At 66.7% G+C, this 23600-nt stretch carries 21 protein-coding genes; 3 read left to right on the top strand and 18 right to left on the bottom strand.

Annotation, left to right across the window (positions count from 1 at the left end):
* Positions 1–5: 5 nt before the first annotated feature.
* From hrpA to ACO6D6_RS07100, 4 genes are read right to left on the bottom strand one after another with little or no spacing between them, the layout of a single operon-like run.
* Complete coding sequence (gene hrpA, locus ACO6D6_RS07115) at positions 6–3806, bottom strand: ATP-dependent RNA helicase HrpA (protein ID WP_484784463.1); 3801 nt, start codon at positions 3804–3806, stop codon at positions 6–8.
* Complete coding sequence (locus tag ACO6D6_RS07110) at positions 3803–4675, bottom strand: universal stress protein (RefSeq protein WP_484784461.1); 873 nt, start codon at positions 4673–4675, stop codon at positions 3803–3805. The genes hrpA and ACO6D6_RS07110 overlap by 4 nt, the downstream gene beginning before the upstream one ends.
* Positions 4676–4685: 10 nt before the next feature.
* Entirely contained in the window at positions 4686–5081 is a 396-nt protein-coding gene (locus ACO6D6_RS07105) for a pyridoxamine 5'-phosphate oxidase family protein (RefSeq protein ID WP_484784460.1), read from the bottom strand.
* A gap of 26 nt (positions 5082–5107) precedes the next feature.
* Positions 5108–5968 carry a T3SS (YopN, CesT) and YbjN peptide-binding chaperone 1 gene (locus ACO6D6_RS07100; RefSeq protein ID WP_484784458.1) on the bottom strand — a complete coding sequence of 287 codons (861 nt, stop codon included), beginning with the start codon at positions 5966–5968 and terminating at the stop codon, positions 5108–5110.
* 207 nt (positions 5969–6175) lie between these two features.
* Between ACO6D6_RS07100 and ACO6D6_RS07095 the strand changes: the two genes are divergently transcribed.
* Complete coding sequence (locus ACO6D6_RS07095) at positions 6176–6697, top strand: DedA family protein (protein ID WP_484784456.1); 522 nt, start codon at positions 6176–6178, stop codon at positions 6695–6697.
* Here ACO6D6_RS07095 and ilvD read toward each other — a convergent pair.
* From ilvD to nrfH, 8 genes are all read right to left on the bottom strand, one after another.
* Positions 6640–8484 carry a dihydroxy-acid dehydratase gene (ilvD, locus tag ACO6D6_RS07090; protein WP_484784455.1) on the bottom strand — a complete coding sequence of 615 codons (1845 nt, stop codon included), beginning with the start codon at positions 8482–8484 and terminating at the stop codon, positions 6640–6642. The two genes, ACO6D6_RS07095 and ilvD, sit on opposite strands and share 58 nt — an antisense overlap.
* Before the next feature lie 212 nt (positions 8485–8696).
* Complete coding sequence (locus ACO6D6_RS07085) at positions 8697–9380, bottom strand: TlpA family protein disulfide reductase (RefSeq protein WP_484784452.1); 684 nt, start codon at positions 9378–9380, stop codon at positions 8697–8699.
* A complete protein-coding gene (gene ccsB, locus ACO6D6_RS07080; RefSeq protein WP_484784451.1) occupies positions 9367–10272 on the bottom strand; it encodes a c-type cytochrome biogenesis protein CcsB in 906 nt (301 codons plus the stop codon). The genes ACO6D6_RS07085 and ccsB overlap by 14 nt, the downstream gene beginning before the upstream one ends.
* Positions 10269–11726: a cytochrome c biogenesis ResB family protein gene (locus ACO6D6_RS07075; RefSeq protein ID WP_484784449.1), complete on the bottom strand. Its 1458-nt coding sequence runs from the start codon at positions 11724–11726 to the stop codon at positions 10269–10271. The genes ccsB and ACO6D6_RS07075 overlap by 4 nt, the downstream gene beginning before the upstream one ends.
* Before the next feature lie 9 nt (positions 11727–11735).
* Positions 11736–12431 (bottom strand): cytochrome c biogenesis CcdA family protein, encoded by a 696-nt coding sequence (locus tag ACO6D6_RS07070; RefSeq protein WP_484784447.1) that lies wholly within the window; start codon positions 12429–12431, stop codon positions 11736–11738.
* A gap of 3 nt (positions 12432–12434) precedes the next feature.
* Positions 12435–13289, bottom strand: coding sequence for a tetratricopeptide repeat protein (locus ACO6D6_RS07065; protein WP_484784446.1), 855 nt, complete (start codon positions 13287–13289; stop codon positions 12435–12437).
* A 33-nt stretch (positions 13290–13322) separates the two neighbouring features.
* Positions 13323–14840, bottom strand: coding sequence for an ammonia-forming cytochrome c nitrite reductase subunit c552 (locus tag ACO6D6_RS07060; RefSeq protein ID WP_484784445.1), 1518 nt, complete (start codon positions 14838–14840; stop codon positions 13323–13325).
* 6 nt (positions 14841–14846) lie between these two features.
* On the bottom strand, positions 14847–15344 hold the full coding sequence (gene nrfH / locus ACO6D6_RS07055; RefSeq protein ID WP_041696525.1) for a cytochrome c nitrite reductase small subunit: 498 nt from the start codon (positions 15342–15344) through the stop codon (positions 14847–14849).
* 364 nt (positions 15345–15708) lie between these two features.
* Here nrfH and aroD point away from each other — a divergent pair, with 364 nt between their 5' ends.
* Together aroD and ACO6D6_RS07045 are read left to right on the top strand one after the other, a co-directional pair.
* Positions 15709–16473 (top strand): type I 3-dehydroquinate dehydratase, encoded by a 765-nt coding sequence (gene aroD, locus ACO6D6_RS07050; RefSeq protein WP_484784442.1) that lies wholly within the window; start codon positions 15709–15711, stop codon positions 16471–16473.
* 222 nt (positions 16474–16695) lie between these two features.
* The gene (locus tag ACO6D6_RS07045; RefSeq protein WP_484784441.1) at positions 16696–17220 is read left to right on the top strand and encodes a shikimate kinase; all 525 of its coding nucleotides are present in this window, start codon (positions 16696–16698) and stop codon (positions 17218–17220) included.
* 105 nt (positions 17221–17325) lie between these two features.
* Here ACO6D6_RS07045 and ACO6D6_RS07040 read toward each other — a convergent pair whose 3' ends face one another.
* The 6 genes from ACO6D6_RS07040 to ACO6D6_RS07015 all read right to left on the bottom strand — a co-directional run bounded on the left by ACO6D6_RS07040 (position 17326) and on the right by ACO6D6_RS07015 (position 23473).
* Positions 17326–18675 carry a threonine/serine exporter family protein gene (locus ACO6D6_RS07040; protein ID WP_484784439.1) on the bottom strand — a complete coding sequence of 450 codons (1350 nt, stop codon included), beginning with the start codon at positions 18673–18675 and terminating at the stop codon, positions 17326–17328.
* A 133-nt stretch (positions 18676–18808) separates the two neighbouring features.
* Positions 18809–19156, bottom strand: coding sequence for a type II toxin-antitoxin system PemK/MazF family toxin (locus ACO6D6_RS07035; RefSeq protein WP_484784437.1), 348 nt, complete (start codon positions 19154–19156; stop codon positions 18809–18811).
* The gene (locus tag ACO6D6_RS07030) at positions 19156–19383 is read right to left on the bottom strand and encodes a ribbon-helix-helix domain-containing protein (RefSeq protein ID WP_484784436.1); all 228 of its coding nucleotides are present in this window, start codon (positions 19381–19383) and stop codon (positions 19156–19158) included. Before ACO6D6_RS07030 ends, ACO6D6_RS07035 begins: the two co-directional genes overlap by 1 nt.
* Positions 19384–19520: 137 nt before the next feature.
* Complete coding sequence (locus ACO6D6_RS07025) at positions 19521–22370, bottom strand: vitamin B12-dependent ribonucleotide reductase (protein ID WP_484784434.1); 2850 nt, start codon at positions 22368–22370, stop codon at positions 19521–19523.
* A gap of 38 nt (positions 22371–22408) precedes the next feature.
* The gene (gene nrdR / locus ACO6D6_RS07020) at positions 22409–22945 is read right to left on the bottom strand and encodes a transcriptional regulator NrdR (RefSeq protein WP_484784433.1); all 537 of its coding nucleotides are present in this window, start codon (positions 22943–22945) and stop codon (positions 22409–22411) included.
* A gap of 198 nt (positions 22946–23143) precedes the next feature.
* On the bottom strand, positions 23144–23473 hold the full coding sequence (locus tag ACO6D6_RS07015) for a hypothetical protein (RefSeq protein WP_484784431.1): 330 nt from the start codon (positions 23471–23473) through the stop codon (positions 23144–23146).
* Positions 23474–23600: the final 127 nt, after the last annotated feature.

Genomic DNA, 23600 nt, shown 5'->3' with positions numbered 1-23600 from the left:
GACCATTATCGCCCAATCCTTCCCATGGCCTGGGAGATTCGTTTCGCCGAGACGGGCACCAGGGTGCGCGTCCCCTGCGCGAACAGGCTGACCCGGAGCTCCTCCAGCAGGAACGCGATCTCCTCCACCTCAGCTGGCAGCGGCCCGGGGGGCTGTGCCTCGCACAGCTGTCCGTACCGGGTTTCCAGTTCCATGATCTCGAAGCGGTTGCGCTCCTCCCTCGCGGGATTCCTGCCGCGGGTGGCGAGTCGGGTCTCGCAGGCCTCGATCCACACCGGGATGCGGTCGAACCACGGATCCGGGGTGGCGGAGATGAACCGTTTGAAGGTGAGGTTGGCCAGCTGCTCGGTGATGTCCGAGCGCACCTCGTCGTCCCCCGGCAGCGCAGCGAGCCGCCGCTCCACCACCGCCTGGGCCGCCAGGGCCCGCGCCGCGGTGCCGACCACGGCGACCGTGGTGGCGGGACAGTCGGCACGTACCGCCTCCGCGACGCGCCGGAACTCCTGCTCGTCACGGACCCTGACCGGATCCGTTACCGCCCGCAGCAGCCGGTCGGAGGCCTTGAGCCAGGCGTCCTGCAGCAGTTCCGGCACCGAGTCGTACCGGCTCGCCCCGAGAGCCAGCTTCTCGGAGTTTCCGAGGTGGGAGACCACCCAGCGGATCGGCGACGGGTTCACCAGCGTGAGCAGGCGCCGCAACCCCGCGGCATGGAGGCGTTCCGCCTTCGCGGCCGAGTCCACCACCTGCACCCCGACGCTGTCTGCCTCGTCCACCAGGCAGGGATGGCCCTCGACTCCCCCGCCGAGGCGCTGGGTCAGGGGCAGCTTCTCGAAGTCCCAGTCGGTGCGGCCCGTCGTCGCGATCCGCCCCGCGGAGCGGGTCAGCCGCGAGGCCACCTTCGCGCTGAGCCGGGTCTTCAAAGCCGCCAGGTCCTCGCCCCGGCCCACCTCCCTGCGTCCCTCGACCACGACGAAGGTCGGCCGCAGGTGGGAGTCCACGGTCTCGGGCCGCCAGTCACCGGGGGCCACCCGCTCCCCCGTGAGGGCGGTGAGTGCCCGTCCCAGCGCCTCGGGGAAGGCGGTGCTGTCTCCCGTTTCCCGTTCCCGGAGCCAGGCCACTGCGCGGCGGGCGAAGTCGGGGGCGGGTACGAAGGATGTTCGGACCTTCTTGGGGAGGCTGCGGATCAAGGCGGTCGCAAGGTCCTCACGCAGCCCCGGCACCTGCCAGGTGAAGGGTTCCGGCTCCAGGACCCCGAGTTGTTCCAGCCGCACCTCGATCGTCACGCCGTCGTGCCCCGCCCCGGGGTCGTAGACGTAGCTGACGGGCAGTTCCAGTCCCGATACCTGCCACCGGTCGGGAAAATCGGTGATGCTGAGCGCCCCGGGGTCGGTCATGCAGTCCGCGGGCGTCAGCCGCAGCGCGGAGTCGTCGCCCAGGGATTTCACGTATTTGTCGAACGTTGCCCCGGAAACCACCTCGGCGGGCAGCCTGGCGGCGTAGAAGTCGTGGAGGGCCTGGTCGGAGATCAGCAGCTCGGGTCGCCGCATCCGGTCGGTCAGCTTCTCGGCCTCGTCGTAGGCGAACCGGTTCGCCACCACCACCGGGTTGCGGGTCTCCCATTCCCGTTCCACCAGTCCGGTGCGGATGAAGATTTCCCGGGCCTGCTCGGGATGGCTCGCCGCGTAGTTCGTGCGGCGCCCGGAGACGATCGGCACCCCGAACAGGCTGACGGTTTCACTGGCGGTGACGGTGGCGCTGCGGGGCGAGAAGGTCGGCTCGGAGAGGGTGCGGGTCACCAGGTCCCCGGCGGCGCGTTCGATCTGTGCCGCGGTCACCGGGCCGACGGTGCGCGCCCACAGCCGGGAGGTCTCGACCAGTTCGTAGGCCACAACCAGCGGGGGTGTGGACCTCGAGCACGCCGAACCGGGCGCGATGGCGAACCGTGCGCCCCGCGCTCCCTGGTACTCGGTCAGGGGCCGGCGCCTGCCGTGCACCTTCGGGGGCGGCGGCAGGGCCAGCCCGATGTTGGACAGCAACCCGGTGAGCAGGCAGTCGAGGACGACATCCATCGCCGCGTCTCCCTCACCGGGCAGCTCCAGTTCCCGGCACACCTCACGGAGCTGGGAGACGAGGTCCTCCCATTCCCGGAATCTCACGAAGTGCAGGAACTCGGCCCGGCACAGCTTGCGGAACGCGCTTCCAGAAAGTTCCCGGCGACGTTTCCTGAGGTATTCCCAGACATTCAACAGGGCCTCGAAGTCGCCGCCCGCCAGGGAACCCCTGCCCTGTTCAACGGGACGGGTGCCGGTGTGGACGGTGTGGCGTCGGGGTTCTCCGTCTGCGGGGGAATCGGTTTCGCCGGCAGGCGGTTGCGTGAAACGCCGGTGCATCTCGTCGGCGGCCTGTTGGTGTTCGCTGGGGCGTTCCCGCACATCGGGCACGGTCAGTCCTGCGACGATCACCTGCACCTGGCGCAACGCCCCTCTCCGGGCCCCTTCGATGAGCATCCGGCCGAGCCGGGGATCGACGGGCATCCGCGCCAGCAGGCGTCCCGTGCGGGTGAGCCGCACTCTTTCGTGACGGCGGCGCGGTTTGATCGCACCCAGTTCCTGCAGCACCCGCAGGCCGTCGCTGATCTGCGAGGCGACCGGGGCCTCCACGAACGGGAAGTTCTCGATCTCGCCGAGCCCGGCCTGGGCCATCTGGAGGATTACGGTGGCCAGGTTGGTGCGCAGGATCTCCGGTTCGGTGAACTCGGGTCGGGAGTTGAAGTCCTCCTCGCTGTAGAGCCGGATCGCGACCCCCGGGCCGAGCCGGCCGCAGCGACCCGCCCGCTGATTGGCGCTGGCCCGCGAGACCGGCTCAATCGGCAGCCGTTGCACCTTGGTGCGCGCCGAGTAACGGGAGATGCGGGCTGTGCCGGCGTCGATCACGAACCGGATGCCCGGCACCGTTATCGAGGTCTCCGCGACATTGGTGGCGAGCACCACCCGTCTGCCGGAATGGGCCTGGAAGACCCTCTGCTGGTCGGCCGCCGCCAGCCTCGCGTACAGGGGAACGGTCTCCCAGCCCGCGAGTTTCAGGGCACCCACGGCATCCGCGGCGTCACGGATCTCCCGTTCCCCGGACAGGAAGACCAGCACGTCCCCCGAGGATGTGGTGGCCGCCAACTCGCCGACGGCAGCGGCGATGGCGTCCACCTCGTCGTCGTCCTCCCCGACGGGCCGGTAGCGGATCTCGACGGGATGGGTGCGCCCGGAGACCTCCACGATCGGCGCGTCGCCGAAGTGGGCGGCGAACCGGGCGGTGTCGATGGTGGCGGAGGTGACGATCACCCTGAGTTCCGGCCTACGTGCCAGGAGCTGTTTGAGGTAGCCGAGCAGGAAGTCGATGTTGAGGCTGCGTTCGTGTGCCTCATCGATGATGATCGTGTCGTAGCGTTCCAGGTCGCGGTCGTGGGCCAGTTCGCTGAGCAGCACGCCGTCGGTCATCACCTTGATGCGGGTGGCGCGACTCACCCTGCGGGTGAAGCGCACCTGGTAGCCGACGAACTCCCCCAGCTCCGTGCCGCACTCCTCGGCGATCCGGTGCGCGACGGTGCGGGCCGCGATCCGCCTCGGCTGGGTGTGGGCAATCCGCTCCCTGCCCGCCAGCAGACAGATCTTCGAGAGCTGGGTGGTTTTGCCCGACCCGGTTTCACCGGCCACCACGACCACCTGGTGATCGCGAATGAGGGATGCGATTCCCGGCGCCTCCGCGGAGATCGGCAGCGCCGGGTCGAAGGCGAGCCGTGGCTGCTGGTTCACTTACCGTGGGTGATGTAAAGCGGGCACAGCGAGTGGGCCATCAGACCTCGCAACAGGCCACCCAGCCCGAACCCCGGGATGGCCTCCTCGCCGGCACCGAGCACCAACAGGTCGTAGTTCTCGGACCGGGTGACGAGTTCGTTGATCGGGGTGGCCGCCACCACGACCACCTCGTAGGGCACGTCGAGGAAGGTCTTGCTCTGTTCCGTTGCCATCGCCTCGATGCCGCCCCGGGTGAAACGGATCAGCTCCTCCAGGTCGGCGGGCCCCAGTTTCGGGCCGAACAGCCCGATGGGTGGTTGCAGCGCGTGGACGATCTCAAGCCGGGCACCGAGCAGCTGGGCCTGTTCGAAGGCGGCCGCCAAGGTGGAGTGATTCACCCGGCTGGTGTTGAGCCCGACCCCGATCAGTTTCTTGTTCCCGACGTCCTGCGGGTGCGCGGCAGCGGAGATCACCAGCACCGGGCAGCGTGAACCGGCGACCACGGAAACGCTGGTGGAACCGACGAACATGCGCTCCAGCCCGGACACGGAACGCCGACCCACGACGATCAGGTCCGCCACCTCGCTGAGCCTCCCCAACACCCCGCCGGGTGAACCGAGCACCACCTCGGTGCGGATTCGTTCCTCCGGCAGGCCGATCTCCCGGGCCCGGGCAGCCGCCGCCTCGTTGGCGCTGACCCCGGCGTTCTGCAGCACCTCGGGATCGTAGACCACGCCCCACGCCCCGGCCAGCATGGCGTCGTCGACGGCGTGCACCAGCAGCAGCTCGCCGCCGGTCTCGGCCGCGAAACTGGCACCGTACTTGACTGCACGCAACCCGTCCTCGCTGCCGTCGACGCCCACCACCACGAGCTTGCGGTCCTCCATGTCTTCCTCCTCAACTCCGGGGAACGGGATTGCCGGAAATCACCCGGCCCGTCACCTCTTCGATTCTCACCACCACGCCGACGGCCGGGTCCCGCGGCAGGAAACTGACGACTTCACCCGCATCCCGGGCTCCGCTCGTCCCCCGGACCAGCACCGACCAGCCAACCGCGGTGGCGTCGTCGACCTCGTCCACCTGGAACGCGACCGGCGTGGGTTCCGCCAGGCGCGCCAGCGTCGAGGCGGCACTGGTCTGGAACACCACCGAGTCATCTATGACCCGGTAGTTCACGGGCAGCACGCTCAGTCCGTCGTCGTCCTGCCAGACCACACGCCCGACTCCCCCACCCCTGAGAAGTCGCAGGCACTCGGGAACGTCCAGCCGCTCGAAGTATGTGACCTCGGTCATGGGAGAACTCTAGTGGCTGGATCCACTCAGCCGGTGGTGGGGAAGGTGGTGCGTCCACCCAGTTTGTGGGCCAGGTCGTCGTCGATGCCATCGGCGACGTGGGAGATGGATTCGAGGGCCTGCCGCAGGTGTCGGGGGACGAACGGTTGGGCGGGTACCGAGACCTGCACGAACACCCGGTCGCGGTGCAGGGCGAACCGGCAGTAACGGGACTCCACGTTCAGGTCGTTGAGCACCTCACAGGCCCGGGAGCGTCCGTTCACGTCGTGCACGAGGACCGCGAACAGCACCAGCTCCTCGAAGTCCGGGGTGGAACGGCAGAAAACCATGGTGGAACCAACCCGGATGGCCACCTCCCCCGCCGCGTTTCGCAGCGCGGGATGCCCGAACATCTGTTCCAGTTCCGCATCGACGATGGCGTCGAGCTGCGCCTGGCTGGTGGGAAGCACCACGCCGTAGGGTCCGGGGGTGGGTTTGACCGGGGTGCTCTCCCGGGCGGTCAACAGCTCCGCCAGCTGATCGGGTTCCAGGAAGATCGGGTGCAGCACACCCACCACCTCGGTCATGGTGGCGGTGGTGAGGTTTGCCAGCTCGGTGGCCTCCTCCTGGTCCCTGCGGGCGGTGATCCCCCGGGGGGAGGAGATCCAGCCCAGTTCCGCGAGCCGCGGCGAGTCGACGCCGACCAGGGTGGCCTCGACCACCCCCGGTTCAACGGCCGAGAAACGCACCGTGGGTGGGGTCTCGCGGGTCTCCTCTCCGTTGACCGCGGAAATGGTCAGGTCGGCGCTGGCGTCCATCACGGACAGCACATCGGCGAGTCTCTCGGTGAAGTCGTCCCATGCCTGCCTGGTTGTCTTGTCCAGATCAAAATCTTCAATGTCAGCCATGCAGCCCACCTCCCGGACTCAACCTAGCAAACCAAAAACGGGGGGCGCCCCGGCGGAGCGCCCGAGAATTCTCACACCCCACCGCCCGGGCCCACCACCCGAACCGCCCGGCCATCGTCCCTGTGCATTTGGGAACGGGCAGAACCCACCGCTGGTTCCCGAGGTCAGGGTGGCCTAAGCTGTTGCTTCCCGACCCGAGAGGATCCGATGCACCCACAGGACTGGAACCTGCCCTACGGGCTGACGATCCTGGCGCTCTTCTGCATTGTCATGATCCGCTCCAACGGCACCTACTGGATCGGACGCGGCATCGTCGCGGGTACGAGCCACACCCGCTGGCGACGGGTACTGGAAACCCGCCCCTACCGGGTGGGAAGCTCCTGGCTGAAACGCTGGGGCCCGCCCGCGGTCACCCTGAGCTTCCTCGTCATCGGTCTGCAAACCATGGTCAACCTGGCCGCCGGCGTGGCCCGGGTGCCGATGCGCCGTTATCTGCCGGCCGTGATCGTCGGCTGCATCGTCTGGGCGTTCATCTGGGGCACGGGTGGAATGATCAGCCTCATGCTCCTGTCCATGGCGTGGGAACACAGCCCCGCGATGACGATCGCGGGACTCACCGTGATGGCCGCGGCGGTGGCCAGCTTCTTCCTGTTCGGACACAAACGCGGCAATCAACCGTCGAAACGCCGCGACGCCCCCTTGTCCGCCGACTGCGCCAACGAACCGTAGATCCTCAACGCGGTCGAAACCTGCCGTTGCCGGGCTGCGGGACGGTAACCGTTGCCGGCCTCCAGCTCGGCGCGACGGGCCGCCAGTTCCTCGTCGGGCACGTTCAGCGTGATCGACCGGTTGGGAATGGAGACGGTGATCTCGTCACCGGTGCGCACCAGCGCGATCGGCCCCCCTGCGGCAGCCTCCGGCGAGACATGCCCGATCGACAGCCCTGAAGAACCACCGGAGAACCGGCCATCGGTGATCAACGCGCACTTCGGCCCGAGCCCCAGCCCCTTCAGGTAGGAGGTCGGGTAGAGCATCTCCTGCATCCCGGGACCCCCCTTGGGGCCCTCGTAGCGCACGATCACGACGTCACCCTCCTTGACCTTCCTGCCGAGGATGGATTCGACCGCTTCCTCCTGGGATTCGGTGACGAAGGCGGTGCCGGTGAACTCCCACTGGTGCTCCGGCACCCCCGCGGTCTTGACGATGGCGCCGTCGGGTGCGAGGTTGCCCTTCAGCACCGCCAGGCCACCGTCGGCGGTGTAGGGATGCTCGACGGAGCGGATGCAGCCGTTCGCGGAATCCAGGTCGAGGGATTCCCAACGGTTGGTGGAGCTGAACGGAACGGTGGTGCGCACCCCACCCGGGGCGGCATGGAAAAGCTCGACGGCCTCCTCGGTCGCGCTGCCACCGCGAACGTCCCAATCCGCCAGCCAACGCTCCAGCGACGGCGAGTGAATGGCGTGGACGTCCTCGTCGAGTTTCCCGCCGCGGTGCAGCTCCCCGAGGATGGCAGGGATGCCGCCCGCGCGGTGAACATCCTCCATGAAGTAGCGCTCCGAGTTGGGCGCGACCTTGGACAGGCAGGGGGTGAGACGGGAAATGGCGTCGATGTCATCCTGGTCGAAGTCCACCCCGGCCTCCTGGGCTGCGGCCAGCAGGTGCAGAACGGTGTTGGTGGATCCACCCATCGCGACATCCAGGCGCATGGCGTTGCTGAACGCCGATTTCGTGGCTATCGACAAGGGCAGGACGGAGGCGTCGTCCTCGTCATACCAGCGGCGGCACAGGTCGACGACGAGCCGCCCCGCGTTGACGAACAGGTCTCGGCGGGCCGCGGCGGTGGCGAGGGTGGAGCCGTTGCCGGGCTGGGCCAGCCCGATCGCCTCCAGCAGGCAGTTCATGGAGTTCGCGGTGAACATCCCGGAACACGACCCGCAGGTCGGGCAGGCGCTGGCCTCGATACGCCCCAGTTCCTCGTCACTGACATTCGGGTCGACAGCCGCGGTCATCGCATTGATGAGGTCGAGGGAGGTGGCGGCCTGGCCGTCGCGGATGACGGCCTTGCCCGCCTCCATGGGACCACCGGAGACGAACACCGTGGGGATGTTGAGACGCAACGCGGCCAGCAGCATGCCGGGGGTGATCTTGTCGCAGTTGGAGATGCACACCAAGGCGTCGGCGCAGTGGGCGTTGACCATGTACTCGACCGCGTCCGCGATCAGCTCGCGGCTCGGCAGCGAGTACAGCATCCCGTCGTGCCCCATGGCGATGCCGTCATCGATGGCTATGGTGTTGAACTCGCGCCCCACGGCCCCGGCCTGCCTGATGGACTCCGAGACGAGTTTTCCCATGTCACGCAGGTGGACGTGACCGGGAACGAACTGGGTGAAGGAGTTCGCGACCGCGATGATGGGTTTACCGAAATCGGAGTCGGTGATGCCCGTGGCGCGCCAGAGCGCGCGGGCGCCGGCCATGTTTCGGCCGTGGGTGGACGTGCGGGAACGAAGCGCGGGCATGTCTCTCCTTCATGCGTCGAACCCACCCAGTCTAGGAGGTTCCGGGGATGGGACCGGAACGCCATGTGTTTCATGGACAGTGCCGAAAACCCGGCCCGGTCGAACACACCTGCAGAACCCGTGGCGCACCGGTTTCAAGGTGCGGCGACAAGCCCGGGAACACGCGGCCGGAAACTTGGCGCTCCGACCGGAAACGGCTTTCGCAGCAGACCCTAGGAGGACATCGCGTTCTGGATGGCCTGGGCCATCGCGTCGGGGCTCAGGACCCCGACGTGCCGTTGCCGTACCACACCCTCCGCGTCGATGAAGTAGTGCGTGGGCACCCCCATGATTCCGTAGGCCGCGGAGATCTGCTGGTCCTGGTCCGCGATCTCCGGGAAATCGTTTCCGACGCGTTTCGAGTAGTCCCTCACCGTGTTCCGGCTCTCACCGACGTAAACCACGACGAGCCGGACCGCGTCACCCTGGGATGCGATGACACCCTGGACATCCGGGATCTCCGTGCGGCAGCCCGTGCACCAGGTGGCCATGAACACCAGCCACACCGGTTTGCCACGCAGCTCCCCCAGCGACACAGGTGCGTCGTTGATGTCCGTCGCGGTGAATTCCGGGGCGCTCTCACCCACTGCGGGGGGGTGCTGCACCCCTGCGACCTCGATCCGGGACACGGCCTCGGTCTCGGCCCGGATCCGGTCCTGATCCTCCGGTTTCACCACCCACCAGGCGGCCACCGCTATGGCGAAGGCCGTAACCAGCACCACCGCGATCTGGCCGAAACTCGAGGAACGCAGCTTCGAGCGCCAAGCCGGTTCCTGCCCGGGAGACCGGTCCGGTTTCGGGGTGGATTCGTCGGCCTCCAGGAACTCGGCCACCTCGTCGTCATCAGGTGTAGGCATGCAGTCCTCCGAAGAACAGGTTACCGAGATAGGTGAACACCACGGCCACGAAGGCCAGCACCAGCAGCCAGGCCGATTTCTTACCGCGCCAGCTCCTGGTCACCCTGGCGTGCAGGTAGGCCCCGTAGATCAGCCAGGTGACCAGGGCCGCCGTTTCCTTCGGATCCCAGCCCCAGTACCGGCCCCACGCGACATTGCCCCAGATGGAGCCGAGGATGAGCATGAGGGTGAGCATCGGGAAGGTGACGACGGTGGCCTTGTAGCCAAGTTCGTCGAGGGACTCCTGGCTCGGCCAGCCCTTCCACTTCACGTGTGGCGCGAGCAGGTACATCACGGCCGCCGCGAAGGCCACCAGCGCGGCTCCATACCCGAGTGACGCGGTCACCACGTGCAGCGTCAGCAACGGCGAGTTCTGCAGCGCGGGCATCAACGGGTTCGGCTTGTACGACATGGTGGAGGCGTAGATGAGCATGGCCAGGATCACCGGCAGGGTGATCACCGACATCGTCCGGATCCGGTAGCGCCACTCGAAGTAGACCTGCGCCAGGAGCATGCCCCAGGAGAAGGCGATGGCGAACTCGTAATGGTTCGAGAAGGGCGCGTGCCCCGTCGCGATCATCCGGGTGATCAACACACCCGTCATCAGCAGCAGGGCCAGCTGGGTGGATTTGGCGGCCCACCACGCCACCGTGAAACGCCGCAGCGGCGCACGCCGCAGGCCGCCCGTGACCTTGATCTCGCTGTCACCCGCAGCGACGAGAACCCCGTCCGCCGAGGTGGCAATCGAGGTTCTCGACATCCTCGCCGCGAGGACCGCGCCGAGATAGGCGATGGTGGAGACGACCACGAGCATCGTTGCTATGAGCAGCAAGGCCTGAGAGTACTCGATCATCGTTGTTCTCCCTTCGTCGTGGCGCCGGCCAGTTGGGTGCTGACGCGTTCGACCATATCCGTTACGAAACGCGTGAACCCGGAGTCACGCCGGTCCGGGGAGGCCATCTGCACCAAGGTTCCCTCCTCGGTCTCGCTCACCCGCACCCACAGGCGCTGATGGCGGAAGAACATCGTCATGCAGGTGCCAACGACCAGCAGGGCGAACCCGGCCCACACGATTCCCGTCCCGGGATCGTTTCTCAGGATCATCCCCGTGAACTGCTGCTCCCGCTGGAACGTGAACGAGTAGTCCCCGGCGGAGGTCGCGACCCCCATGTCGATCACGGTCGAGGTCAGCGGGGCGGTCTTCTCTCCCCGGCGTAGCTCGACCCTCACCTGGCCGGGCGCGATTCCCGTCCCCACCTGCCCGGAGGCGGGGCTGATCACGTACATCACGGTTTGATCCGGCAGGGTGACGTGCCCGTAGTTGAAGATCTTGTCCTGCGTGGTCCACTCCAGCGGCACCCCACCCTCGAAGACCGTCGCCCCGGATGCGTCCGTCACACGCATCACCGCCGCGACCCCGAAGTAGGCTTGGTGGAACATGAACCCGGCGTGGCTGAGTGGGCTGTTGACCCTGACCTCCTGCTGCGCCACCGTCTTGTCGCCGTCGCGCAGCACCAGGTCGGCGACGTAATCCTTCGGGGCCCCGTTTTCGTAATAGGTGTCGCGGAAGCCCGTGGCCTCGGCCACCAGAGTGGTGCCGTGCCCGACCTCGCGGGGATACCCGATGGTAAGGGCGAACCGTTCATCGCGGAACCCGGTCAGCGACGAGACGACGAAACCCGCCATGATGATTACGAACGCCGTGTGCGCCAACACCGTGCCGAACGGCATCCAGGCGTTGCGGTCCAGGTAGGCACCCCGCCCCGGCCCCTTGTCGTCGCGGATGACCCGCAAACCGTGGCGGCGGGCGTCGGCGACGATGACATCCAGCGCGTCGTCCGGTTTCTGCGAGGTGAAGAACCGGGTGCGGAGCCCGGCGACGTCGAAGAACCTGGGCTTCACACGGACGTGGGGGTGGCGGGCCGCCTTCCAGATGACGGGGATCCGGTGCGTGGTGCAGGCGATGATCGAGGCGGCCAGCAGCCCCATCACAACCAGGAAGGGTATGGAGGAGAACATCGAGAAGAAACCGAGGGTGTCAAGGATCGACGTCCACCCTCCGGTGCCGCCGCGCACCTTGTCGAGCCAGGCGGCCTGCCGCTCCGGATTGCCCGCGATGTTCGGCGGCTTCTGCGGCAGCAGCACCCCGATGAGCGACAACAACCCGGTCAGCAGGATCAGGACGAGCCCGAAGGCCTTGTTGTGGAACAGCGCATAGATCGCGTGCAGGAACCGGCCGGGCGAGAGGTCAAGGGCCTCATCCAGTCCGTCGGTGGTTCCCCTTCGACGGGGTGTGTCATCACTCATCGGTCACCTCTAGATTCCAAACACGGGGATCAACCCGGCCAGCGACGCGAACAGGTTGGTGATCATGAGGAAACCGACCACCACCAGGAGCCCCCCGGTCACCAGGGACACCGCCACGTGGTGCCTGGCGAACCAGTCGAAACGCCGCGTGACCTCGGCCGATCCGAGGGCGACCGCGACGATGGGCAGGCCGAGGCCCAGGCAGTACGCGGTCATCAGGAGCATCCCCGACCACACGGTGGAGCTGGCTGTGGCCAGGGTGAGGATGCCGCTGAGCACCGGACCGATGCAGGGCGTCCACCCGGCTCCGAAGACCACCCCCATGAGTCCCGCGCGCCACACGGACGTGGTCCCGCCCGCGACGGGCAGCCGGCCCCTCACCAGCCTGTCGAGCACGGGAAGCCGCAGGATCCCGGCGACGTGCAGCCCCATGAACACCAGCACCGCTCCCCCGAGGATCCGGGCGTGAACGGCGTGGGGACCCAGGGATCTGCCCAGCAACCCCAGCGACGCCCACAAGGCGATGAACACGATGGAGAACCCGGCGACGAAGGCCAGCGAGTTCCCGAGCGCGACGCGCCGGTCCACCCGCCCGGGCCCGGAGCCGACGAGTTGACCGACGAAGACCGGAACGATGGGCAGGAAACAGGGGGATGCGAAGGACACGATCCCCGCGAGGAGGGCCACCGGAACCGTCAGTTCCATCTCTCAGCTCCCGGAACTCGTGGCCGCCGTGGGGGTGGCCAAGGAGTTGAGATGAGTGGTGACCTCCTTGGCCATGTTCGAGTCCGGATCGATCTCGATCACCTTTTTCCAGGCCTCCCGGGCCCGCGCCGGGTCGGCAGGGGTGCGTGCCATGTACAGGAAGCCGAGGCTGTACCAGGGCTCCACGCGTTGCGGGGCCAGTTCGGTGATGCGCAACCAGTGCTTCTCGGCGGCGTCGTACTGGTTGGTCTTGTACTCCGCCGCTCCGATGCCGAGGAGCGCGTCCAGGTTGTCGGGGTCCTGGTCGAGGACGTACTGCAGCTGGGGAATCACCTCTGGGTACAGGGCGGCGTTGTAGTAGAGGGTGCTCAGTTTCAGCCGGGCCTCGAAATCGGCCGGGTTGGCCTCGATCTGGGCCTTGAGTTCGGCCTCGCGGTCCTTGTCGAGTTTCTGTGCCTTGTCCATCTCGGCCAGGGCGGAGGCGTCGACGGATGGGTGGTTGCTCGGCATCGCTGTGGTCGGTTCCGGTTGGGGCCGCCCGGCCATCTGGATGATGACGACGAGGGCGGCCGCCAGGAGCGTAACTAGCACCAGGTTGAGGCGTGAAACCCCGGCGCGGCGTTCCAGGGCCGAGACCTTGGGGGTACTGCTCTCCGCGCCTTCCTCGTTGTCGTCCTCATCTTCTGGCAGGAGATCCGCCAGGTCCGCGCCGTCGTCGTCCCCGTCCTCCGGGCTTTCCCGGTTGGTCTCGTCGAACCGGTCGAGTTGTTGCTGCGCCCAGTCCTTGAGTTGATCCGGGGCGGTGGTGAGGAAGGACTCGAGGTCTTCCCTCGTGAAAGTCCTACCTTTGTTCTTCATCGCCCCGGATCAATCCCTTCTGTGTGTGGTCGGTCAGTTCTCTTTGTTGGGCATGTGCTTTTCCGGGATGGCCGGGGGCACGCTGTTCTCCACCGAGACCCCGCGCAGGGCGAGCTGTCCGGAACGCGCCCAGTCGGTGGCCTGGTTGAGCATGGACACCGAGTACTGCGGAGCGTGGAAGCCGCGCCCGTTCTCGGAGAACGAGTAGTCGACGACGAACTGCGCCTTGCGCTGGTAATCGCGGGCGAGCGTCAGCTGCTCCTCAGTGGCCGTGCCGTTGGCCTCGGCCGCCTTGATGTCGTTGATGAGCCCCTCCAGGGCCGTGAAGCTCACGTTGAGCGAACTCTGCCACGTCGTCTGGATCTTCTCGACGCGCTGGCGCATCTCGGCCTCGGTGGAGTGATGGCAGGTCAGGCACGACGCGTTGATGGTCTCGTCGTTGGCCATCGGGCTCATGATCTGGTGGTTGCTCACCTTCGCGGCACCGTTGCGCTGGTAGGCCATGTGGCAGTCGGCGCAGGTGACGCCGTTGGCGGCGTGGATGCCCTGGGACCAGGTCTCGAAGTCGGGGTGCTGGGCCTTGAGGATGGGAGCACCGCTCTCCGCGTGCTTGTAGTCGGTCCAGCCGATCTCGTCGTAGTGGGCCATGGCGTCATAGGCTGTCAGGCCCTTGTCCCACGGGAAGGTCAGGGTCTTGCCCTCGCCCGCGAAGTGGTACTCGACGTGACACTGCGCGCAGACGTAGGACCGCATCTCCTGGTTGGTGGCGTCGCGGTTGACGTCGTAATCGGTGATTCCCTCCAGCGCCTTGACCTTCTTGATCCCCTCCATGAAGGCCGGACGGGTGATCCGCAGCTCCATGGTCTTCGGGTCGTGGCAGTCGATGCAGGCGATGGTCGACGAGGCGTGCTGGACGGCCTCGTCGTAGGACATGGAGTTCATGGCGTGGAAACCCGCCATCCGGTCGCCGTTGCCGAGCTTGTCGTAGACCTCGGGCATCGAGGCGTGACAGTTGAGGCAGGTGCCGGGCTGCTTGAACTTCGGCTGGGTGCGCTGGGTGTGCTTCTGATCCTCCAGCGCCCACTCGTGGCCGCGCGGCTCGGTGTAGTCCACCGAGAACGCGTAGCCGCGCCACATGAGCTGGGCCCGGGGTTCCATCTCGATGCGGGACAGGGTGTGGTACTCGCGCGGATCGTCTGCCGTGGGGTCGACCTTGACGAAGTCACCGTCGGTGTCCTCGGCGGTCTTCTTGTACTGCTCGTACTGAATGGGGAAGTTCTTCCCCCACACCGCCGGGTCGTAGGTGGAATCATCCAGTTCGACGACCTTGGTGAAGGGGTTCCTGGCTTCCTCCTTGTGCTGGAAGATGTTGGTGAGCAGCCATGTGAGCCCGGCAGCGACCACCGCCACGAAGAGCAGCACCACGATGGGAACCCACCTCTTGCGGGGCCCCGTCCATGTGGTGGGTTTCTTTTTCTCCACCTCGTCAGGCGTGTGCTCGACTGCCTCGGTCGTGGTGGGCTTGTCGTTGTTGTCAGTCGTGGGGCTCATCTCTCCTCACCTCTTGTGACCGACGCCGTCGTGGCAGCGGAGACAGGACATCCGCTCGCCCTTGTGCTCGGAACTGTTCTTGGCTTGATCGACGTAGTCACCGTGGCAATCGATGCAGGCGGCCTCGACGATCTCGCGATTGTGGTCGCGGATCTTGATGTTCTCGGGGTAGTTCTGGAACGTGAACTTCAGCGCGTGCCAGAAACCGTTGTCAGCCTTGTTGATGTACTTGTAAACAATGTCATTGTGAGGGGCGTGGCAGGAATTGCAGGTTGCCACGTCGTGATGGGACCCCTTCAGCCAGCCCTCGTACTGCTCGTTCATGGCGTGGCAGTTCGCGCAACTGGCGGGGTCGTCACCGAGGTACTCGGTGGACCCGGAGTAGAAGACGGTGAAGACCCCGACACCCAGGACCGCGCCGAGCAGAGCAGCCAGGGCCACACCTGTCCAGCCCGTAAAGGCACGAGTGAAGTCTTGCCATCTCGCAAGGATGAAACGCTTCATGAGTGCCTCTTCTTCGAGTGTCCCCGGTGCCGCTTCCACCGCACCACTTGGTGGGACCGAGTGGTTTAGAGACACACTAACACAAAAACCATGGGAAGCCTAGGAACTCCAAGGGAAGAAGAGTTCCATGAACACAGGTAAACCTCATGGAAATAGAATAGAAATTCATATCGTTAATACTGTCGCCACGTGGCCGTTGCAATGATGCTTGTCAGGGAGGGATTTGCCGACGCGGCAGGGGTTGGTGGTGCGGGATCAAGTGACGCCGAGCCGCTCACCACCCCGCCGCGGCGCGGGTCCACGATTTCCCCGGGCACGGGACCGGCGGGTCCTCTCGGTTACCCTGAGGCCATAGGAGGTCACCATGTCACCGGTTCAGCTGCGAGGCGTCACCCTCGGTGAGGGAAGAGCGAAGGTCATCGTGCCCGTTACCGGTACCACGGTAGAGGAGCTCGTCTCCCAGACCACCACGCTCGTGGGGGTGAAGTTCGACATCATCGAGTGGCGCGTGGACTTCCTAGACGTCGCCCCCTCCCCCACTGCTGTCCTCGAGGCTGCCGCCCGGGTGCGCGCCGCCGCCCAGGGGCGGCCCATTCTCTTCACCTTCCGCACCCACCACGAGAACGGGAACAAGCCCATCACCCCCGATGAGTACCACGACCTCAACATCGCCGTAATCGAATCCGGCCTGGTGGATGCGGTCGACGTCGAGCACCACTTCGAGCGGACGATCGGCGACGCCATCATCGCGGCCGCGAGAAACGCCGGGGTGCCGGTGGTCGGCAGCCTCCACGACTTCACGGCCACCCCGCCGGCCGAGGACCTGGTCCGGCGCCTGGTGGAGATGCAGGAGCGGGGCTGTGCCGTCGCCAAGGCTGCGGTCATGCCCCGGAACACGGGCGACGTGCTCCAGCTCATGGAGGCCACCTGGACCATGACCAGCCGACACCCGTCAACCCCGGTGCTGACCATGTCCATGGGTGGCCTGGGGTTGATCACCCGGTTGTCCCCCCGGGTGACGGGATCATGTGCCACGTTCGCGATGGCGGGCCGCCCCTCCGCGCCCGGGCAGATCCCGGTGGAGGAGCTCCAGCCGATCCTGAAGCTCATCGACGCGAACCTCCCCTGAGGAGCGCGCCGCTCAGGCCCGCAGCCAGTTCAGGATCATCGAACAGCAGTGCTCCAACCGCTCCGGGACCCCGCTGTCGGTGAAGACCCCTGGCCAAGCGGTGCGTGAACGCACGGGCGTCTCTCATCCGTGTGCTCGCCGAGGCCTGCGAGGGGTGATGCACTAGGCTCCTGCCGTGGAAAACCATTCGGTCCGCGATCTCCCCACGATCGGACGGCTGCCATGAACGCAATCGCCCTGATCGGGTTGTCGGGTTCCGGTAAGTCGACGGTCGGGCCGCTCCTCGCGGAGCGGCTCGGCCTGCCGCATCTCGATGTCGACCTCGTCCTGGAGCAACGGGAAGGGCGTACCATCCGGGAGATCTTCGACACCGACGGGGAACCGTATTTCCGGGCGCTGGAGCGTGAGATCACGATCGAGCTCCTGGCGGTGCCGGGGGTTCTCAGCCTCGGGGGAGGCGCCCCGATGACCCGGGCGATCGCAAACGCCCTCGACGGCCATCCCGTCGTCTGGCTGCGGGTGGAGCCCGAGAGCTCTGCCCGGCGGATCGGGCGCGACGAGGGCCGCCCGCTCCTGGCAGGGCAGGACGCCGTGGTCCGGTTGCGGAAGATGCTCTCCGAACGCGCCCCGACGTATGCGCGGCTGGCGAGTCTCGCCGTGGACACCGACCACGCCTCCGTGGACTCGGTGGTGGATGCGATCGTCGCCCACGTCGCCTCGTTCGAGCCGGGACGCTGCATAGAGTGAGGTGTTCCCGGTCACCGCGGACGAACTGTACGAGGTCCGGGTGGGGCGTGGGGTGTCATTCGAGCTGTCCCAGGCGCTCGGCCCCGTTCGCGTACGGAACCCCGGTCAGTTCCCTCTCCGGCGGATCCGGGGAACGGGTACCCGGATCGCGGGCGGATCGTCGCGGGTGAAGATCCACTCCGGATCGGTCAGCATGCGGGCAGCCGACAGACCCGCCACCATGGCCACCACGCCGAGCATCGTCGCGATCCCCTGCGTGACGGCGCGGTTGACTTCCCCGGCGTCGAAGTACAGGAGGGTGCGCAGCGCCGACGAGCCGGGCACCATCACCAGCAGGGTCGGGACGGTCATGATGACCTTCTCGAGCCGGAACACACCACCCAGCCAGGCGCAGCCCAACCCCATCACGACGCAGCCGGTGAAAACCGCGACGTGATCCGGGATCCCTGAGTCGGTCATGGCCAGGCGAACCGTGTTGCCGACGACGCCGATCACCCCCGCCACCGCGGCCGTGCGCAGTGGCGCATTGAGCATCAGGGCCCAACCGAAAACGGCGACGAAACCGGCCACCGCGCGGAGGATCCAGAGAACGGTGGGCGCCAGGACGACCGGCGGGGGTGGGTCGCCCGTGATGCCCCCGGCCTTGGCAACGACCCACACGCCGATGGTGATCGCGACGAAGATCATCGCGGCGTAGGTCATCCGGGGTATGCCCGCCGTGAGGTCGAGCCGGGTCAGTTCCAGGCCCGCGGTGACCAGCGGAAACCCGGGGATGAGGAAGATCGACGCGCAGATGAAACCCACCGCCAGGCGCGGGCTGGGTTCACCGAGCCAGCCGGCGAGCCCCGCCGCCGCGAGCAGGTAGCCGGCCGAGGCGGTCAATGCCGAGACGATGACGACGGCCAGGTGATTGAGATACCAACGACCCAGGCGCCGGAACATGAGGTAGGCCAGCCCCGAGGCGGGAACGACCGCCGCGGCCTCCCGCCAGCCGCTTCCCGCCAGGATCGCGACGGCGGCGCAGGCGAGCGCCACGAGGATGCCGCGCAACCAGGCGGGATACAGGTTGGGAGTTTTCTCGATGGCGTCGAGGCGCTGGTGGAGTTCGGTTGCGGTTATCCGCTCCGGCATCTCGTTGCTGAGTTTCTGCAGCATCGCGATGCGGTGCGCGTTCACCCCGGGTTTGGGCACCTCGACCACCTTGGTGCGGAACACCCCGCGGCGTTCCACCGTCATGGCCAGCGACGTGAACGTGATCGACGACGCGATGTGTCCCAGCCCCAGGGCCTTGGCAGAGCGTCGCATGAGCTGCCTGACCCGGAGCGAACTGGTACCGGCGCCGAGCATCATCCCCCCGGCCCGGGCCACTGCGTCGGTCCGCAGGATCAGGTGCCTGGGTTCCAGGGAGTCCTCGAACTCCTGGTCGCCGTAGCACTCGGGATCTGGTTGATTCACGGGCGGTGATTCTACGCGCCCGCTCCCCGGCCCGGGCGGACCAACCCAGGGCCCATTCCGGCAGGCTCCCCCGCCTCTCGTCAACGGCTTTTCCCCACCGGAAGGCGTATTCACGATCGCAAGGGACGGGGATTCAGAGCTGAAGGTGCAGCCGGAGCGCCTCATCCAGTTGGGCGACCAGGCGGGCGGGAAGGCGCCCGATCACCGGGCCGATGCGGTCGACTGACACCGCTCGGACCTGTTCGGCCTGGGCCTTGGAATCCAAGCGGATACCGACCTCATCCGCGGTGAGAAGCACCTGAAATGGAAAGACCCGCGCGGTATTACTGGTGATGGGGACGACCGTGACCACGCCTCGCCCGAGTCGAGCGGCGACGGTGTTGGCGCGGTCGTTGCTGACGATGACCGCCGGACGACGCTTGTCTGCCTCCCCCGCCCGTGCGGGCTCCAGATCGACCAGCCGGATCTCGCCGCGGAGCACTACTTCACCCCGTCGGCGACGGTGACCGCCCAGGCCTCGGCCTCTCCGGTGTCCTCCCACTCCTGCCAGGCAGCGGTGTAGGCATCCTCCAGGTCGGGATCGCCCAGCAGCTTGATGGCCTGTTGGATCGCCGCCGATCGTGACTTCAAACCCGCAGACTGTGCGTACTTGTCGAGCACGGCGACCTCGCTCGGCGACAGACTCACGCTCAACTTCACCTGACCCATACCACAATAGTAGCACCAGCGGTACGACTACTTTGCCCCCGTGGCGCTCGGGATCGAGAATCTGACAAACCGCCCAGTTGAGGATCAGAGCATCGTGGGGTACGGGCAGCGCCCGTACCCCACCGCTCACCATCGGGTCAGCTGCAGCCGCTGGTGGAACCGCAACCCTCACAGACGTAGCAGGATCCGCTGGGGCGCATCTTGGTGCCGCAGGTCATGCACAGCGGGGCGTCCACCGCCCGCCCGGTCATCGACTCCATCAGCTCGGCCGTGGTGTGGGCGTCGATCAGGGAGGGCTGCCGGGCGCCGTCGACGTTGAAGTCGTCGTAGGCGTCGTTGCGCAGGCTCTCCGCCTCGGGCATCTCGGCTTCTTCCTCCTCCGAGAGGTAGGAACCGGTCTCGACGTAGCGGGCGCGCTCGGCGGCGGTGTAGATCCCCAGATCGGCGCGGTCGTCGAAGGAGAGGTAGTCCAGCGCGAGGCGGCGGAAGATGTAATCCATGAACGACTGCGCGATGCGGATGTCCGGGTCGTCGGTCATGCCCGCGGGCTCGAACTTCAGGTTGGTGAACTTCTGCACGAAACTCTCGAGCGGCACCCCGTACTGCAGGCCGATGGACACCGCGATGGAGAAGGCGTCCATCACACCGGCCAGGGTGGAGCCCTGCTTGCCGAGTTTCAGGAACACCTCACCGAGCCGCCCGTCCTCGTACGCGCCGGAGGTGATGTAGCCCTCGGCCCCGCTGACGGAGAAGCTGGTGGTGCGGCCCTGCCGCGACTTCGGCAGACGCTCCCGCTTGGGCCGGTAGACGACCTTCTCCACCACCTTCTCGACGACCTTGACGTTCTCCTTGTTCTCGGTCTTCTTGCCGTCGGAGAGCGGCTGGCCGACCTTGCAGTTGTCCCGGTAGACGGCAAGCGCCTTGAGACCCAGCTTCCAGCCCTGCTGGTAGACATCCGCGATGTCCTCGACGGAGGCGGATTCCGGCAGGTTCACGGTCTTCGAGATGGCCCCGGACAGGAAGGGCTGCACCGCAGCCATCATCCGGACGTGCCCCATCGGGGCGATGGCCCGCTGCCCCATGGCGGTGTCGAAGACCTCGTAGTGCTCCCTGGCGAGCCCCGGCGCACCGATCACGTGTCCGTTCTCGGAAATGAAATCGACGATCCTACGGGCCTGTTCGTCGTCGTAGCCGAGCTTGGTCAGCGCCCGCGGGATGGTCTGGTTGACGATCTGCATGGAACCGCCGCCGACGAGTTTCTTGAACTTCACCAGGGAGAAATCGGGTTCGACGCCGGTGGTGTCGCAGTCCATCATGAAACCGATGGTTCCGGTGGGGGCGAGCACGGAGGCCTGGGCGTTGCGATAGCCATTCGCCTCACCGATCGAGACCACCTGTTCCCATTCCCGGCTGGCCACCGCGTGGAGGTCCGTGTCGGCGGGCATGACGGGCGCGGAGTCGTTGGCGGCGCGATGCCTGCGCATCACTTTCTTGTGGGCCTCGGCATTGCGGGCGTATCCGTTGTAGGGCCCGACGATCCCGGCCAGCTCCGCGGAGCGGCGGTAGGAGGCTGCGGTCATGATGGAGGTGATGGCGGCCGCGGTGGAGCGTCCCCCGTCGGTGTCGTAGCCCTTGCCCATGGCCATCAGCAGCGCCCCGAGGTTGGCGTACCCGATCCCGAGCTGCCGGAAGTTGCGGGTGGTCTCGCCGATCGGTTCGGTCGGGAAGTCCGCGAAGCAGATGGAAATGTCCATCGCGGTGATGATCAGTTCGACGGCACGCACGAAGGTTTCCGCGTCGAAGACCCCGTCCTCACCCAGGAATTTGAGCAGGTTGAGGCTGGCCAGGTTGCAGGAGCTGTTGTCCAGGCTCATGTACTCGGAGCACGGGTTGGACGCGGTGATGGGCCCGGATTCCGGGGTGGTGTGCCAGGCGTTGATGGTGTCGTGGTACTGGATACCGGGGTCGGCGCACTCCCAGGCCGCCTTGGCGATCTTGTGGAACAGTTCCCGGGCGTCGACCTTCTCGATGACCTCTCCGGTGGTGCGGGCGCGCAGCCCGAACTCGGTGCCCGCCTCGACGGCGGACATGAACTCATCGGTGACCCGCACCGAGTTGTTGGCGTTCTGGTACTGCACCGAGGTGATGTCCTTGCCCCCGAGATCCATGTCGAAACCGGCGTCGCGCAGCGCCCGGATCTTGTCCTCCTCGCGGGCCTTGGTCTCGATGAACTCCTCGATGTCCGGGTGGTCGACGTCCAGGACCACCATCTTCGCGGCGCGCCGGGTGGCGCCGCCGGATTTGATGGTTCCGGCCGATGCGTCGGCACCGCGCATGAAGGACACGGGCCCGGATGCGGTGCCACCGGAGCTGAGCAGCTCCTTGGAGGAACGGATGCGGGAGAGGTTCAGGCCTGCCCCGGAACCGCCCTTGAAGATGAACCCCTCCTCCTTGTACCAGTTGAGGATGGACTCCATGGAGTCGTCGACGCTGAGGATGAAGCAGGCGGAGACCTGCTGCGGCGAGTGGGTGCCGACGTTGAACCACACCGGCGAGTTGAAGGAGAAGTACTGGTGCAGCAGCAGCCAGGTCAACTCCTCCCCGAAGATCTCGGCATCCCGGTCGGTGGCGAAGTAGCCGTTGTCCCGCCCGGCCTTGACGTACTGCTTGACGACGCGGTCGATGAGGGTCTTGAGGCTGGCTTCGCGCTGCGGGGTGCCGAGAGCCCCCCGGAAGTACTTGTTCGTCACGATGGTGGAGGCGTTCACGCTCCAGAAGTCGGGGAATTCCACGCCGCACTGCTCGAAGACCACCTCACCGGTCTTCCAGTTGGTCTGGACCACGTCGCGCGACTGCCAGGTGACCTCGTCGTAGGGGTGCACGCCCTCGGTGGAGAACACCCTCTCGATGGTGAGACCCACCCCGAGGACGGGCTGTTCACCGGAGCGTCCCCGGTGGTTGGCGGATTTGGTCACAGTGGTGGTCATGTCTTCCTCACTACGAGAATGGCGTCGGTTTGATTGGGTCAGCCGATGAGGGGATCCTGGGAGTCGGCCTCGCGCCGACGTCTGCGCCGCGGCCCCCTGACGGGTTCGGGTAGCAAAGCGTCCCCAGCCGGCTGGCGGCGTTTCATGGAGCCGACCTCGTCGATGAAATCGTCAACGGAATCGAAATTCTTGTAGACCGAGGCGAACCTGAGGTAGGCCACGGGGTCGAGCTCCGCCAAGGGGCCGAGGATCGCGATTCCGATGTCCTCGCTGGTCAGCTCGGCCTGCCCGATGGAACGCAGGTCCTCCTCGACGCGCTGGCCGAGGGCGGCCAGCTGGGCCGCGGTGACCGGGCGGTTCTGGCAGGCCTTGGCGACCCCCCGGATCACCTTCTCCCGGTTGAAAGCCTCCACCACTCCGGAGCGTTTCAGGACGTAGAGCTGGATCTGCTCCACGGTGGTGAACTTCCGCTGGCAGGAGCAGCACACCCGGCGGCGGCGGATGGCCAGGCCGTCGTCCGTCGCACGCGAGTCAGACACCTTGGTGTCTGCGTGACGGCAGAACGGACAGAACACGGCAGAGTCCTTTCAAGTGGCCCCGTCCCCTGGGGCGCGGCTTGCGACGCTGCTCCCCCTAAGCCCCCTTCAGCACCCAATAAATACAAAGTGTTGAGCAAAAGCGGGGTCGCAACTACTAGATGTAGGAACCATATGCCGATGCCCCCTCGGCGTCAAACACCGACGGCGTGTCGTTGGGAAGTCTTGGAGAACTTTTCAGCGACCCGTGACGTGCGCCCAGGCGGGATCCCCCGCGGTGGGCGTCGTGGTCGGGTCGGGCTGGTTGAGGGACGCGATTCCCGGCGCCGCGACGACGAAGGAGAGCACCACCAGAGCGGCGAAGGCCACCGACTTGAGGCGCTGCACGAAACGGGAACCGGGACGAACGACCACGCAGGACCTGCCCCTGATGGGACCGCGCGTCGCGGGGCCGCGGGATGAACGGACACGGGGTGCGGGCTGGGTGGGACGACCGGCGGGGCCACCCACGCGGCGTCCCCCACCGGAGCGGGCGACGGTGGTTGTCACTGCGGCTTCGATGCTCATGCTTCCTCCTGTTGCCACGATGGCCGCCATCCGCGGCACATCGAACCTGTGTTCGAAACGCTACACGAACCCACACGCGGTTTCAAACACCTTTTCGATTCCTGTTGCGTCACAGGAGGAGTCAACA

The organism is Arachnia sp. (assembly GCF_057238465.1).
Note: the sequence above shows the minus strand (reverse complement) of the source record. Positions and strands in the feature narration are given on the sequence as shown.

Excerpts from the sequence above, each read along its gene's own strand:
- ACO6D6_RS07110 (WP_484784461.1), bottom strand. The coding sequence starts at position 4,675 with ATGGAGGACCGCAAGCTCGTGGTGGTGGGCGTCGACGGCAGCGAGGAC.
- ACO6D6_RS07105 (WP_484784460.1), bottom strand. The coding sequence starts at position 5,081 with ATGACCGAGGTCACATACTTCGAGCGGCTGGACGTTCCCGAGTGCCTG.
- ACO6D6_RS07100 (WP_484784458.1), bottom strand. The coding sequence starts at position 5,968 with ATGGCTGACATTGAAGATTTTGATCTGGACAAGACAACCAGGCAGGCA.
- ACO6D6_RS07095 (WP_484784456.1), top strand. The coding sequence starts at position 6,176 with ATGCACCCACAGGACTGGAACCTGCCCTACGGGCTGACGATCCTGGCG.
- ilvD (WP_484784455.1), bottom strand. The coding sequence starts at position 8,484 with ATGCCCGCGCTTCGTTCCCGCACGTCCACCCACGGCCGAAACATGGCC.
- ACO6D6_RS07085 (WP_484784452.1), bottom strand. The coding sequence starts at position 9,380 with ATGCCTACACCTGATGACGACGAGGTGGCCGAGTTCCTGGAGGCCGAC.
- ccsB (WP_484784451.1), bottom strand. The coding sequence starts at position 10,272 with ATGATCGAGTACTCTCAGGCCTTGCTGCTCATAGCAACGATGCTCGTG.
- ACO6D6_RS07075 (WP_484784449.1), bottom strand. The coding sequence starts at position 11,726 with ATGAGTGATGACACACCCCGTCGAAGGGGAACCACCGACGGACTGGAT.
- ACO6D6_RS07070 (WP_484784447.1), bottom strand. The coding sequence starts at position 12,431 with ATGGAACTGACGGTTCCGGTGGCCCTCCTCGCGGGGATCGTGTCCTTC.
- ACO6D6_RS07065 (WP_484784446.1), bottom strand. The coding sequence starts at position 13,289 with ATGAAGAACAAAGGTAGGACTTTCACGAGGGAAGACCTCGAGTCCTTC.
- ACO6D6_RS07060 (WP_484784445.1), bottom strand. The coding sequence starts at position 14,840 with ATGAGCCCCACGACTGACAACAACGACAAGCCCACCACGACCGAGGCA.
- nrfH (WP_041696525.1), bottom strand. The coding sequence starts at position 15,344 with ATGAAGCGTTTCATCCTTGCGAGATGGCAAGACTTCACTCGTGCCTTT.
- aroD (WP_484784442.1), top strand. The coding sequence starts at position 15,709 with ATGTCACCGGTTCAGCTGCGAGGCGTCACCCTCGGTGAGGGAAGAGCG.
- ACO6D6_RS07045 (WP_484784441.1), top strand. The coding sequence starts at position 16,696 with ATGAACGCAATCGCCCTGATCGGGTTGTCGGGTTCCGGTAAGTCGACG.
- ACO6D6_RS07030 (WP_484784436.1), bottom strand. The coding sequence starts at position 19,383 with ATGGGTCAGGTGAAGTTGAGCGTGAGTCTGTCGCCGAGCGAGGTCGCC.
- ACO6D6_RS07025 (WP_484784434.1), bottom strand. The coding sequence starts at position 22,370 with ATGACCACCACTGTGACCAAATCCGCCAACCACCGGGGACGCTCCGGT.
- ACO6D6_RS07015 (WP_484784431.1), bottom strand. The coding sequence starts at position 23,473 with ATGAGCATCGAAGCCGCAGTGACAACCACCGTCGCCCGCTCCGGTGGG.